The organism is Streptomyces albus subsp. albus (assembly GCF_000719865.1).
GTDB lineage: Bacteria > Actinomycetota > Actinomycetes > Streptomycetales > Streptomycetaceae > Streptomyces > Streptomyces albus_E.
Genome location: NZ_JOID01000018.1, coordinates 49,110 through 66,879, shown reverse-complemented (window position 1 = coordinate 66,879; position 17,770 = coordinate 49,110). Strand labels below are relative to the sequence as shown.

The 17,770-nt window shown below is 72.2% G+C and carries 16 protein-coding genes and 2 pseudogenes; 10 read left to right on the top strand and 8 right to left on the bottom strand.

Annotated elements, in window-relative coordinates:
* The first annotated feature begins 94 nt into the window (after nt 1–94).
* From IF83_RS0119900 to IF83_RS0119880, 4 genes are all read left to right on the top strand, one after another.
* Nucleotides 95–889, top strand: coding sequence for a hypothetical protein (locus tag IF83_RS0119900; protein WP_051722990.1), 795 nt, complete (start codon nt 95–97; stop codon nt 887–889).
* Complete coding sequence (locus IF83_RS0119895) at nt 886–1,773, top strand: hypothetical protein (protein ID WP_030546005.1); 888 nt, start codon at nt 886–888, stop codon at nt 1,771–1,773. The genes IF83_RS0119900 and IF83_RS0119895 overlap by 4 nt, the downstream gene beginning before the upstream one ends.
* The gene (locus IF83_RS0119890) at nt 1,770–2,672 is read left to right on the top strand and encodes a hypothetical protein (protein WP_208605916.1); all 903 of its coding nucleotides are present in this window, start codon (nt 1,770–1,772) and stop codon (nt 2,670–2,672) included. Before IF83_RS0119895 ends, IF83_RS0119890 begins: the two co-directional genes overlap by 4 nt.
* Nucleotides 2,673–3,011: 339 nt before the next feature.
* Entirely contained in the window at nt 3,012–3,575 is a 564-nt protein-coding gene (locus IF83_RS0119880) for a heme-binding beta-barrel domain-containing protein (protein WP_030545999.1), read from the top strand.
* A gap of 83 nt (nt 3,576–3,658) precedes the next feature.
* Here IF83_RS0119880 and IF83_RS0119875 read toward each other — a convergent pair whose 3' ends face one another.
* Nucleotides 3,659–4,093 carry an ATP-binding protein gene (locus IF83_RS0119875; protein ID WP_030545997.1) on the bottom strand — a complete coding sequence of 145 codons (435 nt, stop codon included), beginning with the start codon at nt 4,091–4,093 and terminating at the stop codon, nt 3,659–3,661.
* Between the two features lie 298 nt (nt 4,094–4,391).
* Here IF83_RS0119875 and IF83_RS0119870 point away from each other — a divergent pair, with 298 nt between their 5' ends.
* The 3 genes from IF83_RS0119870 to IF83_RS0119860 all read left to right on the top strand — a co-directional run bounded on the left by IF83_RS0119870 (nt 4,392) and on the right by IF83_RS0119860 (nt 8,325).
* Nucleotides 4,392–4,970, top strand: coding sequence for a Fur family transcriptional regulator (locus IF83_RS0119870; RefSeq protein WP_078843639.1), 579 nt, complete (start codon nt 4,392–4,394; stop codon nt 4,968–4,970).
* A 9-nt stretch (nt 4,971–4,979) separates the two neighbouring features.
* Nucleotides 4,980–5,963, top strand: a complete 984-nt coding sequence (gene ygfZ, locus IF83_RS0119865; protein WP_030545993.1) for a CAF17-like 4Fe-4S cluster assembly/insertion protein YgfZ — start codon at nt 4,980–4,982, stop codon at nt 5,961–5,963.
* 178 nt (nt 5,964–6,141) lie between these two features.
* Nucleotides 6,142–8,325, top strand: coding sequence for a SpoIIE family protein phosphatase (locus IF83_RS0119860; RefSeq protein ID WP_078843663.1), 2,184 nt, complete (start codon nt 6,142–6,144; stop codon nt 8,323–8,325).
* 14 nt (nt 8,326–8,339) lie between these two features.
* Here IF83_RS0119860 and dtd read toward each other — a convergent pair whose 3' ends face one another.
* Nucleotides 8,340–8,822: a D-aminoacyl-tRNA deacylase gene (gene dtd, locus IF83_RS0119855; protein WP_030545989.1), complete on the bottom strand. Its 483-nt coding sequence runs from the start codon at nt 8,820–8,822 to the stop codon at nt 8,340–8,342.
* Nucleotides 8,823–9,116: 294 nt separating this feature from the next.
* Here dtd and IF83_RS0119850 point away from each other — a divergent pair, with 294 nt between their 5' ends.
* Genes IF83_RS0119850 through IF83_RS0119840 form a run of 3 tightly spaced genes read left to right on the top strand, consistent with a single transcriptional unit; the run spans nt 9,117 to nt 12,066 of the window.
* Nucleotides 9,117–9,680 carry an RsiG family protein gene (locus tag IF83_RS0119850; protein ID WP_030545987.1) on the top strand — a complete coding sequence of 188 codons (564 nt, stop codon included), beginning with the start codon at nt 9,117–9,119 and terminating at the stop codon, nt 9,678–9,680.
* Between the two features lie 48 nt (nt 9,681–9,728).
* Nucleotides 9,729–10,778, top strand: a complete 1,050-nt coding sequence (locus IF83_RS0119845) for an asparaginase (protein ID WP_030545985.1) — start codon at nt 9,729–9,731, stop codon at nt 10,776–10,778.
* 25 nt (nt 10,779–10,803) lie between these two features.
* Nucleotides 10,804–12,066, top strand: a complete 1,263-nt coding sequence (locus IF83_RS0119840) for a GNAT family N-acetyltransferase (RefSeq protein ID WP_030545983.1) — start codon at nt 10,804–10,806, stop codon at nt 12,064–12,066.
* Here the strand turns inward: IF83_RS0119840 and IF83_RS34885 are convergent.
* From IF83_RS34885 to IF83_RS0119820, 6 genes and pseudogenes are all read right to left on the bottom strand, one after another.
* Nucleotides 12,014–12,220, bottom strand: a pseudogene (locus IF83_RS34885) (PadR family transcriptional regulator); the annotation flags it as partial. The gene IF83_RS0119840 and the pseudogene IF83_RS34885 sit on opposite strands and share 53 nt — an antisense overlap.
* Nucleotides 12,221–12,244: 24 nt before the next feature.
* A pseudogene (locus IF83_RS32310) lies at nt 12,245–12,791 on the bottom strand (DinB family protein).
* Nucleotides 12,792–12,933: 142 nt separating this feature from the next.
* Nucleotides 12,934–15,219: an ATP-binding cassette domain-containing protein gene (locus IF83_RS0119835; RefSeq protein ID WP_030545981.1), complete on the bottom strand. Its 2,286-nt coding sequence runs from the start codon at nt 15,217–15,219 to the stop codon at nt 12,934–12,936.
* A 53-nt stretch (nt 15,220–15,272) separates the two neighbouring features.
* Nucleotides 15,273–15,755 (bottom strand): glutathione peroxidase, encoded by a 483-nt coding sequence (locus tag IF83_RS0119830; protein ID WP_030545979.1) that lies wholly within the window; start codon nt 15,753–15,755, stop codon nt 15,273–15,275.
* A gap of 160 nt (nt 15,756–15,915) precedes the next feature.
* The gene (locus tag IF83_RS0119825; protein ID WP_030545978.1) at nt 15,916–16,746 is read right to left on the bottom strand and encodes an ABC transporter permease; all 831 of its coding nucleotides are present in this window, start codon (nt 16,744–16,746) and stop codon (nt 15,916–15,918) included.
* Entirely contained in the window at nt 16,743–17,732 is a 990-nt protein-coding gene (locus IF83_RS0119820; RefSeq protein ID WP_030545976.1) for a daunorubicin resistance protein DrrA family ABC transporter ATP-binding protein, read from the bottom strand. The genes IF83_RS0119825 and IF83_RS0119820 overlap by 4 nt, the downstream gene beginning before the upstream one ends.
* Nucleotides 17,733–17,770: the final 38 nt, after the last annotated feature.

Genomic DNA, 17,770 nt, shown 5'->3' with positions numbered 1-17,770 from the left:
CACCGGACCATCCGTCGAACCGCCCGCAGGTCCCCCCACGGAACCGCCGGCCGCGCCCGCCACGGCGCCACCGGCGCCACCGGCGGAACCCGCGGTGGAAGCAACGGAGGAGACCCGCGCGGAGCCGCGGCCGGAGGCCGCACCCGCCGGGCCGTCCCGGCCACGGGGCCGTACCGCGGCGCTGATCGCCGGGGCGGCGGTGCTCGGCGTGCTCACCGGCGTCGTCACCGGGTACGCCGTCCAGTACGACCGGCCGCCGACGCCGCTCCCGCCGCTCTCCCAGTCCGTACCGCGCGCACCGGAGCCGCCCTCCGCCGCAGCCGGAGACAAGGACGGCCCCGAGCCGCTGTCGGCCCGCGAGGACCGGATCGTGCGCACCGGCGGTGATCTGCGCAAGCTGCTGCTCAAGAAGCCCAAGGGCGCCCAGATCCCGCCCGGCGCACCGGACGGGGACTGGATGACGGCGGCCGAGTACGCGGAGAACTTCGAGCACCCCGCGGGCATGTTCGAAGGGCTCACCGAGGAGACGTTCCGCCGCGCCGCGGTCATCGACTGGGAGGAGGGCGACGGCACCTTCGTCTCCGTCCGGCTCGTCCAGTTCCGCGAAACCCAGAATGTGTACTCCGCGGAATTCCTCGATGGCCAGCAGTGGTACATGAGCGAGGACAAGCACGCCGGCAACGACGGTGAACCGATCCCGGGCACGGCCGCGGGCCGCGTCTACGTCTACGACCGGCCGCAGACCGAGCCCGGATATCTGCCGGTGTATACGGCGCGGGCCCTCGCCCGCCGCGGCGACATCGTGATGGAGATCTTCGTCCACGGCCAGAAGGCCGTCAGCCGCGGCACGATCATGTCCCTCGCCGAACGGCAACTGGAGCGCTTGTGAACGACGCCGTGACCCCGCCCGGCCCCATGCCCCCCGCCGAACCGGCACCGGCCGCCGTCCCGCCGCCCGCCGCGCACACCGCGGAACTCCCGCCCTCCGCCCCGTCGGGCCGCTCGCGCCGCCGGACGCTCACCACCGGCCTGGCCGTCCTCCTGTGCCTCGGCGCGGTCGGGGGCGGCACCGTCTACGCCGTCCAGAAGCTCGACGCCGCCGACCGGACCGCGCCCACCGTGGTGTGGGCCGACTCCGACGAGCCCGCATCCGAGCCGGACGGTGCGGAGAAGGCGGAGGGGAAGAGCGCGAAGGACGGATCCCGAGCCGGCGCGCCCGACGGCGTCCGCGCCCTCGCCGGCCGGCTGCTGCCCATGCCGCCCGACCACGCCCCGGGCCCGGACATCGGCGAGTTCGGCAACGACTACGCCCTGACCGGTGCGGACGCCCGTGCGGTGATCAAGGAGTACGGGCGGGACCTCCCCGCGAAGCAGCGGCGCGAGCGCGAACGGGCGCTGGACAAGCTGCGCATCGAGGGCCTGGCCGGACGCACGTACCACTCCGAGGACCACGGCACCGTCGCCCAGATCCAGATCATGCGCATGAAGAACCGCGCGGGCGCGCGGGAGTTGACCAGGACCTATGTTCGGCTCTACGAGATGCTGGGCGTCTTCCGCGACGGACCGAAGGTCAAGGGCCACAAGAACGCCACCTGCCTCCTCGCGCCCAAGCCCGAGAAGAACGGCCTGACCGGCATGAACTGCATGGCGCAGGCGGACGACCTCCTGGTGACGCTGACCGTCACCGGCGGGGAGCCGCTCCCCGCCAAGGACATGGCCGGGCTGATGAAGGACCAGCTCGACCACATCACCGCCCCCGGGGAGTACGTGTGACCGAGACCCAGGCAACGGAGACCCCGGCAACGGAGACCCCGGGAAGCGAGGCTCGGACAAGCGAAGCCCGGGCGACCGGGACCGGGCAGCCCGCCCTCGTCACCCCGGCCCTCGCCCCGGCCCCGGCCCCCCGTCCCGGGCGCCGCGCCCTCCGCGCCTTCCTGCGCTGGACCGCCGCCGTCGTCGTCTTCGCCGGCCTCGCCGGGGGCGTCGGCTACGGACTGTCGCAGGCCGAGCGCACCGACCTGCCCGGACTGGGCACCGAGCACGACGGCCGCTGGGACTACGGGACGCAGAAGCCGGCGGCCCTGCCCGCCGGCGCCCCGGGCCCGTACGACGAGGACAACCCCGGCGCGGTGCACCACGCCGACGCCCGGGACCTCCTCCTCCGGCCCCCCGCCGGGGCGAAGCCCGACCGGACGCTGCCCGTCGAGGACGGCTGGCTGGCGACGAAGGACTTCCTCGGGCAGTACGACGAGAACTACCGCCGGGGTATCCGCGAACAGCTCACCGAGAACTCCCTCCGCCACATCGCCGCCCGCGGCTGGACCATGCCGGACGGCACCCGGACCCGGATCCATCTGCTCCAGTTCAATACGGAGGGCCTCGCCGACCACGTCCACAGCGAGGTGTTCACGTCGGCCGGACTCTTCGCCAAGGCCGATCTGGTGGAGGCCCGGCAGTCCGCCCTCAACAGCGACTGGCCGTCGAGCGTCCGCGACGGGGACAGCAGCCAGTACGTCTACGACGAGACCGAGCCCTACGGCAAGCGGCAGGTCCGGCACGCGTACATCACGGCGGGCGACACCATCGCCCTGGTCGTCCAGTCGAGCCCCGGGGAGACCCCGGAGGTGCCGTTCCAGCAGACGGTGGTCCTCCAGACCCGGCTGCTCGGCTGAGCGGCTGCCCGGCCGAGCCGCCGAACCGCTGAGCGGCCGAGCGGCCTCGCCGGTACGGCGGACGCACCCGGTCCGGCCGGTTCCGGGGCGGCGGTGGACCTCACACCGCCGCCCCGGGCGGCGCCGACTAGACTCGGGGAAGGTCCGTCGTTCCCCCTTCCGAGAGGCGCGCTCCCGTGCTTGAGGCATTCTTCACCGTGCTGCTGGTCCTGGTCGTCGTCGGCGTGCTCGCGTTCGGCGCTCTGACCTGGAAGAAGCTGTACCAGGGACAGCGCTGACCGGCCGCCTCCGCACCGACCGCACCACACCGCACCCCACAGATCGCCAGGGCCTGAACTCATGATCGAGATCCCGTCCGACCTGCACCCGGACCTCGTCCCGCTCGCCTTCCTCCTCGGCAACTGGGAGGGGGCCGGCGTCCACGACTTCCCGGGCGCGGAGAAGTGCAACTTCGGCCAGGAGGTCACCTTCGGCCACGACGGCCGGGACTTCCTGGAGTACACCTCGCACACCTGGGAGCTCGACGCGGAGGGGAAGAAGGTCCGGCCGCTGGAGTCCGAGAAGGGCTTCTGGCGCATCGACAAGGAGCGCAAGGTCGAGGTCGTCATGGTCCGGCAGGACGGCGTCGTCGAGGTCTGGTACGGCGAACTGGCGGACCAGAAGCCGCAGATCGACCTGGTCACCGACGCCGTGGCCCGCACCGCGGCCTCCGGCCCGTACTCCGGCGGCAAGCGGCTCTACGGCTATGTGAAGAGCGACCTGATGTGGGTCGGCGAGAAGGCCACCCCGGAGGTCGAGCTGCGCCCGTACATGTCGGCGCACCTCAAGAAGGTCGTGGACCCGAGCGAATGGGCCAAGGACCTGAAGGACCTCCCGGACGACGGCATCGCCTTCTTCAAGTAGGCCGCCGCCTCCTCGGGCAAGCCGCCGCCTCTTCGAGCAGCGCGCCTCGAACAGCGCGCCTCTTCAAGCGGCCCGCCGCGCCGTCACGCGCCCGCCCGCCCCGGGTCCAGGAGCAGCACCCAGACCTCCTTGCCGGTCGGCGTCCGCTCGGCGCCCCAGCGGTCGGCGGTGCGGCTGAGCAGGAACAGGCCGCGCCCGCGCTCCGCGTTCCAGTCCGGCTCCTCGTCGGCGACGGGCAGGGCGGGAGAGCGGTCGCTGACGGAGATCCGCACTCCCTCGGGCAGCGCCTGGAGCGTCAGACCGCACTCGTGCGAGCTCACGTGCCGGTGGACGTTGGCCAGCAGTTCCGTGAGGCACATGGCGGCGGAGTCGATCAGGCCGTCGTAGCCCCAGAGCCGCAGCTGCGCGCCGACGGACTTGCGGGCCACGGCGAAGCGCTGCGGCACCGCGACCAGCCTCGTGCGGTACGTCCGCAGCTCCGCGTCGTCCGCCACGTCCAGTGACGAAGCCTGCTTCATGGGGCCCACCTCCCGGGCCGGGGGAAGCCCCTCGGCCAGACCTACAGCTCTACGGATCCGCGGATCCACGAAAAACGGATGCGCTCAGTGACGGCTGAGCACCGGCCGGTGGGGGGAGGTCGGCACAAACCGAAAGACAAAGCATCCGTAACCCTCCAGATGTTCGACTCGCGGGTCAACCCCCTGGGAGGGGATGGTTCCGGATCACACGGTGGGAGCCGGGTGCGGAGGCCGGCCGCGCCCGGCCCGTCGAACGCCGTCCGGACGCGCGGCCCCGCGGGGCTCCTACACTGGGCTCGTGGTGACCACCGACTGGCAGAGCGATCTACGGAAGCGCGGCTACCGGCTGACCCCGCAGCGCCAGCTCGTGCTGGAGGCCGTGGACAAGCTGGAGCACGCGACACCGGACGAGATCCTGACCGAGGTGCGCCGCACCGCCGGGGGCGTCAACATCTCCACCGTCTACCGCACGCTGGAGCTCCTGGAGGAGCTGGGCCTGGTCAGCCACGCCCACCTCGGGCACGGCGCTCCGACGTACCACCTCGCCGACCGGCACCACCATCTGCATCTGGTCTGCCGGGACTGCTCGGAGGTGATCGAGGCCGATCTCTCCGTCGCGGACGCCTTCACCGCGCGGCTGCGGGAGACCTTCGGCTTCGACACCGATATGAAGCACTTCGCCATCTTCGGCCGGTGCGCGGCCTGTTCGGCGCGGGCGGCCGGCCCGGCCGGGGACGCCCGCTCCGCCACCACCGGCGACGCCCCCGCCACCACCACCGCGGACGACTCCGCCGGCACCCCCGCGGACGACTCCTCCGGCACCCCCGCGCGATACGCCGCCCACCGCGGGGCGGACGCGGCGGAGGCCGGGTCGTAGGCTGGTCCTATGGAGCAGCCACACCACCGAGCCAGCCCCCTGCTGTCGCTGCCCGGCGCCGTCGCCGCCGAGGCGCCCGACGAGGGGGTCGCCGCGCACTACGGCGATCTGTTCCGGGAGCAGCGCGCGCTCGCCGACGGCACCGGCTTCGTCGACCTGTCGCACCGCGGAGTCGTCACGGTCACCGGTGACGACCGGCTCGGCTGGCTGCATCTGCTGCTCACCCAGCACGTCAGCGAACTGCCGCCGGGCCAAGCCACCGACGCGCTGATCCTCTCGGCCCACGGCCACATCGAGCACGCGCTCTACCTCGTGGACGACGGCGCGACCACGTGGGCTCATGTGGAGCCCGGCACCGAGGCCGCGCTGATCGCCTACCTGGAGAGCATGAAGTTCTTCTACCGGGTGGAGGTCGCGGACGCGACGGACGGCTACGCGGTCGTCCACCTCCCGGCCGGTTCGATCGCCGAGGCCCCCGAGGGCGTCGTCGTCCGGGAGACCCCGTACGGGCGCGACCTGTTCCTGCCGCGCGCGGATCTGGAGGCGTTCGCCGCGTCCCACGGACCCGCCGTCGGCACGCTCGCGCTGGAGGCGCTGCGCGTCGAGGCGCACCGGCCGCGCTTCGGGATGGAGACGGACCACCGCACGATCCCGCACGAGCTGGGCTGGCTGGACACGGCGGTGCATCTGCAGAAGGGCTGCTACCGCGGCCAGGAGACGGTCGCGCGGGTCCACAACCTGGGGCGCCCGCCGCGCCGGCTGGTCTTCCTCCACCTGGACGGCAGCGAGGTCAAGCTGCCGGGGCACGGCGCCCCGGTGCGGCTGGCTTCGGACGGTCCGGACGGGCGGCAGCTCGGTTTCGTCACCACCTCCGCCCGCCACCACGAGCTCGGGCCGATCGCGCTCGCCCTGGTGAAGCGGAACGTCCCGGTGGACGCCACTCTGCTGGCCGACGGCACGGCCGCTTCCCAGGAAGTCGTCGTCGAGCCGTAGGGCGGCTCGTACGGCCGGTCCGGAGGCCGGTGACGGGGCCGGATGGCGCAGCGGAGCCGCCCGCGGCGTGAAGGCGCCCGCGATCGGTGGGATATTTGCCGCATACGGCCGCAGACCGACAGCCGGGCGTCTCAGCGGAGGCAGGCCGAGCCGCCGGGCACGTCCTCCGGGAATGGCGATGACAGGTTCCGACAGCATGGTGCCCGCGACACCGGCCCTGGACCTGTTCGACCCGGCGCCGGTGGCGGTGGCCCTCTTCATGGGCCCGCGCCTTCTACTCGTCTACACCAACGCCGAGTACAAGGAGCTCTACGGGGACCGGCCGCTGGGGGTGCCCGCCCGGGAGGCGCTGCCGGACCTGGAGCAGGCGGTCGCCTTCGACTGGGCGGACCGGGTGCTGGCGACCGGCGAGCCGTTCCGCGTCACCTCCGAGGACCCGGTGCGGATCAGGGACAAGCACGGCCGGCTGCGGGACCGGTACTTCACCATCAGCATGTCCCGGGCCACCCCACGGGACGGCGGGGGCCGCCCGGAGGATCAGGGCGTCCTCTTCGTCGCCCTGGAGATCACCGCGGAGGTCACCGCCCGGAAGGAGATCCGGCTGCTCGCCGAGAAGCGCCGCCGGGCCCTCCAGCGCTACGAGAGCCTGGTCACGGCCGGCACGCAGATGGTGTGGGTGTCCGATCCGGCGGGTCTGATCACCGAGAGCAGTCCGTCCTGGGAGGAGGTCACCGGCCTGAGCGAGCGGGAGATCCTCGGGGAAGGCTGGCTGGGCACCGCCCATCCCGAGGACCGGCGGGGCCTGGCCGCGGCCTGGGAACGGGCGGTCGAGGAGATCCCGGAGCTGTTCCGGCACACCTACCGGCTGCGGCACGCGGACGGCTCGTACCGCCACTACGAGCTGCGCGGGGTGCCGGTCCGGGAGGGCGGCCGGGTCGTGGAGTGGGTGGGAGCCTGCGCCGACGTCGAGGACCGCTGGCAGCGGGACCGCCGGAAGGATCTGCTGGCCCTGGTGTCCTCGGCGGTCACCGAGTCCACCCGCGTGGAGGACGCCCTGGCCGCGCTCGGGGAGGCGATCGTCCCCGAACTGGCCGACGGATGCGGCCTCTACCTCTTCGCCCAGCCCAGGGAGCCGGTCACCGACGAGCCGCTCGTCATCAACCGGGTCGCCGTCTCCGTCCGCGACGGACTGGTGCGGGAGGGCATGACCCCGGTCCAGCCGCGCACCGAGCGGGTGGAACGCGGTTCGGCCTTCGACCGGGCGGTCCGTGAACGGCGGCCGGTCCGCCGGCGTCTGCGGCCCGGCGCCGCCGAGCCCGGCGACGTACCGCCCGGCACGCTGGCGTGGGCCAACGCGGTGGGCGTCCACGACCTCGTGATGATCCCGATCACGGTCGGCGAGGTCGTGGTGTCCGTGCTCACGGCCTACGCCTCCGGTGACCGGCCGCCGCTGGGCCCGGCCGAACTGGCGCTGATCCGGGACCTGATCGAGCAGTCGAAACCCTCGCTCGGCCACATCCTCGAATACCGCCGGACCCAGCGGATCGCCCTGGACCTGCAGCGCAGCCTGCTCACCGAGCCGCCCCGGCTCGACGATCTGGAGATCGTCGCCCGCTACGAGCCGAGCCCGATGGCCGACGAGGTCGGCGGCGACTGGTACGACTCCTTCGTCCTGCCCGACGGCGCCGTGACGCTGATCATCGGCGATGTCGCCGGTCACGACCTCCCGGCGGCCATCACCATGGGCAAGATGCGCAATATGCTGCGCGGCCTCGTCGTGGACCGGCAGGAACCGCCGGGGGACATCCTGCGCCGGCTGGACCTCGGTACGCAGATCCTCAACCCCGAGGAGACGACGACCACCTGCGTGCTGGCCCGGGTCGAACACGCGCCCGGCGGGCGGCGGCAGTTGCACTACAGCGTCGCCGGCCATCCTCCGCCGCTGCTCGTCGGCCCCGAGGGCACCGCCCGCTATCTCGACCGGGCGCAGGACGTGCTGCTCGGCGGGCTCGCCACCGACCTGGTGCGCAGCAGTTCGGTCGAACCGCTGCCGCCGGGCTCCACCGTCTTCCTCTACACCGACGGTCTGATCGAACGTCCGGGGCAGGACATCGACTCCGGCCTGGCGTGGCTGCGCAGGAAGGCGGCCGGGCTCGCGACCGTGCCGCTGGCCGACTTCTGCCGCGAACTGGTCGCGGGCGTCGTGGCGGAGAGCAACGACGACATCGCCGTGGTCGCCGTCCGGGTACCGGAGGACGACGGCGGGGGTGACGGCGGCAGTGACGGCGCGGGTGACGGCGACGGCGGCGGGGGTGCCCCGGTCCCCGGACCGGTGTCCGGACCGGTGTCCGGAAGCCCGTGACGGCGGCCGCGGGGTCAGACTTCGAGCAGCACCGTGAAGGGCCCGTCGTTCGTCAGCGACACCTTCATGTCCGCGCCGAACCGCCCGGTCTCCACCCGCGCGCCCAGCGAGCGCAGCACGGCCACCACCTCGTCCACCAGCGGTTCGGCGAGTTCGCCGGGAGCGGCCGCGTTCCAGGTGGGGCGGCGCCCCTTGCGCGCGTCACCGTAGAGAGTGAACTGGGAGATCACCATCAGCGGGGCGCCGAGGTCGGAACAGGACTTCTCCGACCCGGGTCCCCCGCCCTCCGCGCCGTCACCGCCGTCTCCGTCGCCGTCACCGCCGCCGTCGAAGAGGCGTACGGTCCACAGCTTCCGCGCCAGCCGCTCCGCCTTCTCCTTCGTGTCGTCGTGCGTGACCCCGACCAGCACGCACAGACCGCGCTCCCGGAACTCGCCGACCGTCTCGCCGTCCACGACGACGCTCGCACCGCTGACTCTCTGTACCACCGCACGCATACGGACCATCATGCCCTGCGGCCAACCGGGTTCGATCGGGTGCGCTGGCCATGCACGTGCAGCACTCACAGTGGCACGATGCAGACACACGGTACGAGTTCCGCGGATACGGGGCCGTACCGAACGGAGGGGACACAGATGAGTACAACCAGCGCCGGACAGACACCCGGGCACGGACCGGCCGGCCCGCCGCACGCCGGCGCCCCGGCCGCCACCGCCGGCACAGCTTTCACCGCCGGCACAGCCGTCACCGCAGCACCTCGCTTCGATCCGTCTCGTCCCGAGGATGGGCCCATGCTCCACCAGGCCGACGCCCTTCAGCCGCGCCCGCCGCTCCAGCGCACGGCGTCGCCCCCCGGCTCCGCCGCGCACGACCTCGCCCTGCTGACCCTGCCGGAGCTGCGCTCGCTGCGGCAGCGGGCCCGGCGCGAGGAGGCCGACCTCAGCTATGTGCGGCGGCTGCTCCAGGGCCGGATCGACATCCTCCGCGCCGAGCTGGCCCGCCGCGCGGCGCCCGACTCGGGGGACGCGAGCCGGCTGGACCTGCGGCGGCTGTCGCGGATCCTGGCGGACGAGCCGTCGCCGGTGCGCTCCTCCGCCCGCCATGTGACGCTGAGCACACCGCACTGCGAGGAGTACCGGCGGCTCGCGGAGGACATGCTGTCCGAGGTCGGCCTCTCCGATCTCCACGCCCGTACGGACTCCGAACTGCGCTCCGGCATCGGCCGGTTGATGCGCTGCGAGCAGGAGGTGTCGGTGCGGCGGCGGGTGACGCAGCAGACGGCCGACGACTGCAGCGCCGAGATCGCCCGCCGCTACCGGGAGGGCGAGGCGCAGGTGGACGATCTGCTCGCCTGAGCGACCGCCGCGGGGCGGACCCCCGCGTTCCCCCGGGAGAGACGTCGCATGCCCCCCACGGACACCCGCCGCCCCCCAACCGCCGCCCCGACCGCCGCCGATCCCGCCGCGGCGCCCGGCACCGGGCCCCGTGCGGCCGCCTCCGATCCCGGACCGGCCGCCCCGCCGGTGCTCGCGGAGGTGGTCCGGTCCGGCTTCACGGAGAGCCGGCACCGCGGCTCCCTGGTGCTGCTGGCGGCCGACGGCAGCGAACTGCTGGCGCTCGGCGACGTGACCGGACCCGTCTACCCCCGTTCCGCCGCCAAGCCGATGCAGGCGGCGGCGATGCTCCGCGCGGGCGCCCGGCTCTCCGGCGAGCGGCTGGCCCTGGCCGCGGGCAGCCACTCCGGTGAACCGTTCCATCTCGACCTGGTGGCCGCCGTGCTGGCGGACGCCGGGCTGTCCGAGGCCGATCTGTGCACCCCGCCCGCGCTACCGCTCGACCCGGCCGAGGCCGAGACATTGCTGGCCTCCGGCGGCGGCCGGAGCCGGTTGGCGATGGACTGCTCCGGCAAGCACGCCGGGATGCTCACCGCCTGCGTCACCGCCGGCTGGCCCACGGACGGCTATCTCTCCCCCGAGCACCCGATGCAGCGGCTCGTCCGCGAGGAGATCGAGAGCGCGACCGGCGAACGCGTGGCGCACACCGGCACCGACGGCTGCGGTGCCCCGCTGATGGCCGTCTCGCTGACCGGCCTGGCCCGCGCCTACCGCCGTTACGTCCTGGCCGCACCGGGCTCTCCGGAACGGCTGGTGGCGGACGCCATGCGCGCCCACCCCGAGTACGTCGCGGGAACCCGCCGGCACGACACCTGGCTGATGCGGGAGGTGCCGGGCGCCCTGGCCAAGGTGGGCGCCGAGGCGGTGCAGGCCGTCGCGCTGGCGGACGGCCGGGCGCTGGCCCTGAAGGTGGAGGACGGCGGCGGGCGGGCCGTCGGCCCGGTGCTGCGGCGCGCGCTGCGGCTGCTGGGCGTGGACGGTTCACTGCCGGAACGGTTGGGGGACGCCCCGGTGCTCGGCGGCGGACTCCGGGTGGGAGAAATTCGCGCGAGCTTCTGACCGGGCGGCGGCTAGCGTGGCGGGCATGAGCCCCGAGATCCGCACGGTCACCGACGCCGAGTTCCCCGACTGGATCCGCACCCTGCACACCGGGTTCCTGCGGCCGCCGGAGACGTCCGAGGAGGAGATCGAGGCGCGCCGGGGCTCGACCGACATGCGGCGGGTGCGCGGCGCCTTCGACGGCGGCCGCTGCGTGGGCACGCTGCGCAGCTTCGCGCAGGAGCTGACGGTGGTCGGCGGCGCGGCGGTCGCGGCCGACGCGATCAGCAACGCCACCGTCGCCGCCACGCACCGGCGGCGCGGTCTGCTCAGCCGGATGATGGCCGCCGATCTCGCGGAGGCCCGGGAGCGCGGTGACGTTGTCGCCACCCTCATCGCCGCCGAGTACCCGATCTACGGCCGCTTCGGCTTCGGCCCCGCCACCTGGACCGCCGAGTGGCGGGTGGACGTCCCCCGGACCGGCCTGGACCCGCGGTGGTCCGGCCCGGAGTGCGGCGGCCGGACCGACTTCACGGACGGCGCCGGCGTGCGGAAGCTGGGGCCGGAGCTGCACGAGCGCCTCAGGGCCCGCCGGCCCGGCTTCGTCAGCCGGGGCGAGCACGTCTGGCGCCTGGCCACGGGCGATCTGCGCTACCCGTCCATGGGCCCGTGGACGGAACCGTTCCACGCCGTGTACCGCTCGCCGGGCGGCGAGGTCGAGGGGCTGCTCACGTATACGACGGACAGCACATGGCAAGCCGCACAGCCGCAGATCAAGGCGACGGTCCACGAGCTGCTCGGCCTCACGCCCGCCGCCGAACGGGCCCTGTGGCACTTCCTGTTGTCGGTGGACTGGGTGATGAGCGTCGACTCCGGGCTCCGCGCGCCCGACGACCTGCTGCCGCTGCTGCTGCCCGACCCGCGCGCCGCCCGCATGACGGGCCAGGTGGACTTCCTGTGGATACGGCTGCTGGACATCCCGCGCGCCCTGGAGGCCCGCACCTACGCGGACTCCGGCACGCTCGTCCTCGATGTGCGCGACGAGACGGGGATCGCGGCGGAGACCGGCCTCACCGGCGGCCGCTTCCGGCTGGACGCCGCGCCGGACGGCGCCTCCTGCGCCCCCACCACGGCGGAACCGGACCTCACCCTCTCCGTGGCGGACCTGGCCGCGCTGTACCTCGGCGACGAGTCGGCGGTCCGGCTGACGGCGCTGGGCCGGGCCGAGGAGGCCCGGGAGGGTGCCGCGGCCCTGACGGACCGCCTGCTGCGCACCTCCCGCAGGCCCTGGTGCCCGGACATCTTCTAGAAGCAACGCCGTTCAGGGCGTGGTAGATCGAGCCGGGCTTGGCGTTGGACCACTCGTGCGCGCCCCAGAACTCCAGATCGTTGCGCACCTGGTAACCACGGGCCCGCCCGTGCTGGCGGACCGCGCCGAGCACCAGGAGACCGATCGCTGACATGGGGCCGGCGTAGAACCGGGGAGGTCAGCCCCAGCTGCCGCCCTGTTCTTTCGCCACCAGTTCGAAGGCGGTCGCACCGTCCAGCGACTCGCGGACGATGTCGGCGTGGCCCGCGTGCCGGGCCGTCTCGCGGATCAGGTGCGGACAGCCAGCGCATCGAGAGCTGCTCGTCCTTCGGGTTCCAGGGCGTCTTCGGCAACAGGAAGGTGTCGTCGAGGCTGGGCACCGAGCGGATGAACGCCTCCGTGTCGGCGGCCACCTTCTCGTAGTACGCCAGGCACGAGTCCACGGTCTCGTCGCCGACCAGCCGGAAGCACTCGTGCCAGTTCGACTCGTCCCGGTGGACGGCCGGCGGCTCGCCCTTGGCGCGTGCGATCCAGCCCTGCTCGACCTCGGCGACGTGCTTGAGCAGCCCGGCGAGCGACAGCTCACTGGCGCTCGGAGTGCTCACGGCCTGCTCGTCCGTCAGCCCGAGCAGGGCCCGGCGGATGCCGCCGCGCTGCTCGGCGAGGAAGGAGAGCAGTGCTCCGCGCTCGTCGCCGTGTGCCTCCGCGGGAACGTGCTTGACCATGACCGCCGCCTTTCGCCCACTCGGCCCCCGCGTCGGGGGCCCTGCTGTCTGACACCGACCACGCTACGGACCCTCGCGGACAGTTTCTGTCCGCAAGGGTTCTGCGCAACGGGCCTGTGGCGACGGCCTGGGCGGGACTCCTCTACCGGTCGAGGTACAGACTCAGGTGCTGACCGGTGTGCGAGTGGACGGCCAGTGCCAGTTCGGCCGGGGTCCCCGTGAAGACGATCTCGCCGCCGGTGTTGCCGCCCTCGGGCCCGAGGTCGATGACCCAGTCGGCCTGGGAGATCACGGCCAGGTCATGCTCGATGACGATGACGGTGTTGCCCCGGTCGACGATCCGGTTCAGCAGGCCGACGAGGTTGTCGATGTCGGACAGGTGGAGGCCGGTGGTCGGCTCGTCGAGGATGTAGACCGTCCCCGAGCCGGAGAGCCGGTCCGCGAGCTTGAGCCGCTGCCGTTCACCGCCGGACAGGGTGGCCAGCGACTGGCCGAGTCCGAGGTAGCCGATGCCGGTCTCGATCAGGGCGTTGGCCTTGGCGCGCAGCGGCCCCGAGAGGAAGAAGTCCCCCGCCTCCTCGGCGGACATCGCCAGGACGTCCGCGATGTTCTTGCCGCGCACCCGGTGCTGGAGCACCGACTCCTTGAAGCGGCGGCCCTCGCAGACCTCGCAGTGCGTGGTGACCGGGTCCATGTAGGCGACCTCGGTGATGAGCAGGCCGCGGCCTTCGCACTCCTCGCAGGCGCCCTTGGAGTTGAAGCTGAAGAGACTGGCGTCCTCGCCACTGGCCTTGGCGAAGAGCTTGCGGATCGGGTCCATCAGCTTGAGGTAGCTCGCCGGGGTGGACCGCGAGGACCGCGGGATGGGCGACTGGTCGACGAAGACGGACCCCGGGTACTGGGCGCGGAAGGCCTGGGCGATCAGGGAGCTCTTGCCCGCGCCGGCCACGCCGGTGACGGCCGTGAGGACCCCGGTCGGAATCTCGGTGGAGACGTCCTTCAGGTTGTTCACCGTCGCGTTCCGGATCGGGAGGGTCCGGCCCCACGCACGGGGTGTCTCCTTGATCCCGCCGGTGCGCCGCAGCCCCTGTCCGGTCAGCGTGTCGGTGACGCGGAGCTCCTCGTAGGCACCCTCGAAGACGATGGTCCCGCCGTGCACGCCGGCCCGCGGCCCGATCTCCACGACGTGGTCGGCGACCGCCATGACGTCGGGATCGTGCTCCACGACGAGGACCGTGTTGCCCTTGTCGCGCAGTGCGCGCAGCAGGTTGTTGAGCCGGCTGACGTCCCGGGGGTGCAGGCCGACGCTGGGCTCGTCGAAGATATAGGTCAGGCCGGTCAGTTCGCTGCCGAGGTGGTTGACGAGCTTGAGCCGCTGGCCCTCGCCGCCCGAGAGCGTGGAGGTGGCCCGGTCGAGCGTGAGGTAGCCGAGGCCGATGGCCTGGATCTGCTCCAGGGTCTCGATGATGGTGGTGACGAGCGGCGTGTCGAGCCGCTCCCGGAGCGCGGCGACCACCCCGATGAGGTCGCTGACCTGCATCTGGCACCAGTCGGCGATGTTGTGGCCGTCGATACGGGTAGCGAGCGCCTTCTGGTTGAGCCGGGCGCCCTCGCACGTGGGGCAGACGCCCTCGGTGAAGAACTCGGCCACCTTGTCGCGGGCGGCCTTGCTCATGCCCCCCGTGTCCCGCTTGAGGTGGCGGCGGACAAAACTGTCCACCAGGCCCTCGTAGCGCAGGGCCAGCACGTTGCCGTTGGGGTAGGTCACCTCGACCGTGCCGCTGCTGCCGTGCAGCAGGGTGTGCATCTCCTCGTCCGTGTAGTCGGCCAGCTTCTTGTCGACGTCGAGGCGCTCATAGTTGGCGTAGAACTGCCAGTTCGCGCTGCCGACGGTGTAACCGGGGAGGAGGATGGCGCCCTCGGCGATCGACTTGCCGAGGTCGGTCATGAGTTCCGGATTGGGGCGCCGGGCGCGGCCGAGGCCCTCGCACTCCGGGCACATGCCCTTGGGGTCGTTGAAGGAGTAGAGCCAGGTCTGGCCGAGGCCGTCGTTGCCGTGGTTGGCGAACAGCACACGCATCACGGTGTAGACGTCGGTGACGGTGCCGACGGTGGAACGGGCGTTGCCGCCCAGGGGCCGCTGGTCGACGACCACCGGGGTGGTCAGCCTGGTGACCGCGTCCACGTGCGGGCGTTCGAACTTGGGCAGGTCGTGCCGGATGTTCCAGGGGAAGGTGGCATTGAGCTGCCGCTGGGCCTCCACGGCGACGGTGTCGAAGACCAGGGAGGACTTTCCGGAGCCGGAGACGCCGACGAAGACTGTGATCCGGTTCTTGGGGATGACGAGGGAGACATCCTTCAGGTTGTTCTCTCGGGCACCGACGACCTGAATGCCCTTGTCGGTTGTGGTAACCGGCGTCTGGTTCACAAATCATCCTCTCTGCATCGTGTGAGTCGTCGAGGAGCTGAGACTCGACAGACTCAGTGCAACTGCGCGCGTACGGCGCGCAGGAGTTCGGGGTCCTGCGGGTCGACCGTGGGGCCGAAGCGCCCCACGCATGCGCCGGCGGACGAGACGAGGAACTTCTCGAAGTTCCAGCGCACGTCTCCGGTGTGGCCCTCCGCGTCGGCGAAGGAGGTCAGGGCTGCGTAGAGGGGGTGCCGGTCCGCTCCGTTGACGTCGGTCTTCTCGGTGAGCGGGAACGAGATCTGCTGGACGGAGCAGAAGTCGGCGATCTCCTCCGGGGTGCCCGGCTCCTGCTCGCCGAACTGGTTGCAGGGCACTCCGATGACGCTCAGCCCGTCCTCGCGGTGACGGCGGGCGAGCGTCTCCAGTCCGGCGTACTGGCCGGCCAGGGCGCAGCGGGAGGCGACGTTGACGATGACCAGGGTTCGGCCGCGGTGCCGGGACAACAGGTCGGCCGGGCCGTTCAGTTCCGCGATGTCGATGTCGAAGAGGGTCATGCGATGCACGCTAGGTTCGGCCGCTCCGGACGTGGTCGACATCGCTTCGCGGGAACCTCGCGCGCCGCTCGACGAGTCGCCCGCCGGGTGGCGGGCGGGCTGGGGGGTGTGAGCCGGCCCGGGGGATGTAACCGGCTCACACCCCGGCACGGGGCCGTCCCTACCGGCTCAGGGCGCGGTACTTGCGGACGGCCAGCGGGAAGAACACCAGGAAGATCGCGAGCGGCCAGACGAACGACATGAACATCGCGTGTTCGGCGATCCACGAGGTGCCCCCCACACCCGGGTTGCCGAACAACTCACGGGTGGCGTGGGCGGTCGACGACAGCGGGTTCCACTCGGCGATCGTCGCCAGCCAGCCCGGCATCATCTCCGGGGAGGCGAAGGTGTTGGCGACGATGCCGAGCGGGAAGAGCAGGGTGTAGACGGCGGAGGCCGCCTCCGGGGTGCTGATGATCAGCCCGAGGTAGATGCCGACCCACAGCAGGGCGAACCGGAGCAGCAGCAGCAGCGCGAAGGCGCCCAGCGCCTGCCCGATCCCGTCGTTCCAGCCCCACCCGGCGATGACCCCGCAGCCCATGAGGATCATCAGGACCACGGTGCTGTACAGCATGTTGACGATGCTCTGCCCGATGACCACCGATGCGGCGGACATGGGCATGGAGCGGAACCGGTCGGTGACGCCCTTGGAGGCGTCGGCGGTGACGCCGGCCATGGTCTCGCCGATACCGAAGGCCATCGACATGACGAACATGCCGGGCATCAGGAACTCCATGTAGTCCCCGCCGCCCTCGACCTGCATGCCGCTGCCGAAGATGCCGCCGAACAGCAGCACCATCAGGATCGGGAACGCGAGGCCGGCCAGGATCTGGGTGGGGTTGCGGGCCCAGTGGGACAGTCCGCGGAGGGTGAGCGTCCAGGAGTCCGCGAGGACCCAGCCCAGTTTGGCCAGTGGGTTCCTGGGCGGTTCGGGCGCGATGATCGCGGTCATGACTGGGCGACCTCCTTGAGGCTCGGCTCGGCGGACGTGGCCGCCCCGTTTCCGGTCAGGTTCAGGAACACCTCGTCGAGTGTCGGCCTGCGCAGGGCGATGTCCTCGGCCTCGATGCCGGCGTCGTCAAGCTCGCGGGTCACGGCGGTGAGGGCGGCGACCCGGTTGGCGACGACGACGCTGACGCGCCGGTTGTCGGCGTCCGTCTCGGGCTCGGAGCGCAGCAGGGCGCCGATCACGCGGGCGGCGCGCTCGATGTCGTGGGACCGGCGGAGCACGACATCGATCCGGTCGCCGCCGATCTTGTTCTTGAGCTGGTCGGGAGTGCCGGACTCGACGACCCTGCCGTTGTCGATGAGGGCGATCCGGTCGGCCAGTTGGTCGGCCTCCTCGAGGTACTGGGTGGTCAGCAGGACGGTGCGGCCCTCGGCGACCAGGCCGCGGACGGACTCCCAGACATCGTTGCGGCCCCGCGGGTCGAGCCCGGTGGTGGGCTCGTCGAGGAACAGCACGGACGGGGCCAGGATGAGGCTGGCGGCGAGGTCGAGCCGCCGCCGCATACCGCCGGAGTACTGCTTGGCCGGCTTGCCGGCGGCGTCGGCCAGGCCGAAGCGCTCCAGCAGCTCGTCGGCCCGGCTCTGCGCGTTGCGCTTGCCGATATGGTATAAGCGCCCGAACATCACAAGGTTCTGACGTCCACTCAGATCCTCGTCCACCGCCGCGTGCTGACCGAGGAGTCCGATGCTGTAGCGGACCTGGGCCGACTGGGTGGCGACGTCGTAGCCTGCGACCCGGGCCATTCCCTCGTCGCACTTCAGCAGGGTGGAGAGGATGCGGACCGCGGTTGTCTTTCCGGCGCCGTTCGGGCCGAGAAGCCCGTAGACGACGCCTCGGGGTACCTCCAGGTCGAGTCCCGCGAGGGCCTCCTTGTCGCCGTATTTCTTCTTCAGAGCTTCGGTCTGGATCACCAGGTCGGCGCCGCCCATGCCCACCCCTTCTTTCGGGTGCTCAAATTTGGGTACCC

Bases quoted from the DNA above. Each gene is read 5' to 3' on its own strand.
- IF83_RS0119840 (WP_030545983.1), top strand. From the start codon at position 10,804: ATGAGCCCCGAGATCCGCACGGTCACCGACGCCGAGTTCCCCGACTGG.
- IF83_RS0119850 (WP_030545987.1), top strand. From the start codon at position 9,117: ATGCTCCACCAGGCCGACGCCCTTCAGCCGCGCCCGCCGCTCCAGCGC.
- ygfZ (WP_030545993.1), top strand. From the start codon at position 4,980: ATGGAGCAGCCACACCACCGAGCCAGCCCCCTGCTGTCGCTGCCCGGC.
- IF83_RS0119860 (WP_078843663.1), top strand. From the start codon at position 6,142: ATGACAGGTTCCGACAGCATGGTGCCCGCGACACCGGCCCTGGACCTG.
- IF83_RS0119825 (WP_030545978.1), bottom strand. From the start codon at position 16,746: ATGACCGCGATCATCGCGCCCGAACCGCCCAGGAACCCACTGGCCAAA.
- IF83_RS0119880 (WP_030545999.1), top strand. From the start codon at position 3,012: ATGATCGAGATCCCGTCCGACCTGCACCCGGACCTCGTCCCGCTCGCC.
- IF83_RS0119820 (WP_030545976.1), bottom strand. From the start codon at position 17,732: ATGGGCGGCGCCGACCTGGTGATCCAGACCGAAGCTCTGAAGAAGAAA.
- IF83_RS0119830 (WP_030545979.1), bottom strand. From the start codon at position 15,755: ATGACCCTCTTCGACATCGACATCGCGGAACTGAACGGCCCGGCCGAC.
- IF83_RS0119875 (WP_030545997.1), bottom strand. From the start codon at position 4,093: ATGAAGCAGGCTTCGTCACTGGACGTGGCGGACGACGCGGAGCTGCGG.
- IF83_RS0119845 (WP_030545985.1), top strand. From the start codon at position 9,729: ATGCCCCCCACGGACACCCGCCGCCCCCCAACCGCCGCCCCGACCGCC.
- dtd (WP_030545989.1), bottom strand. From the start codon at position 8,822: ATGCGTGCGGTGGTACAGAGAGTCAGCGGTGCGAGCGTCGTCGTGGAC.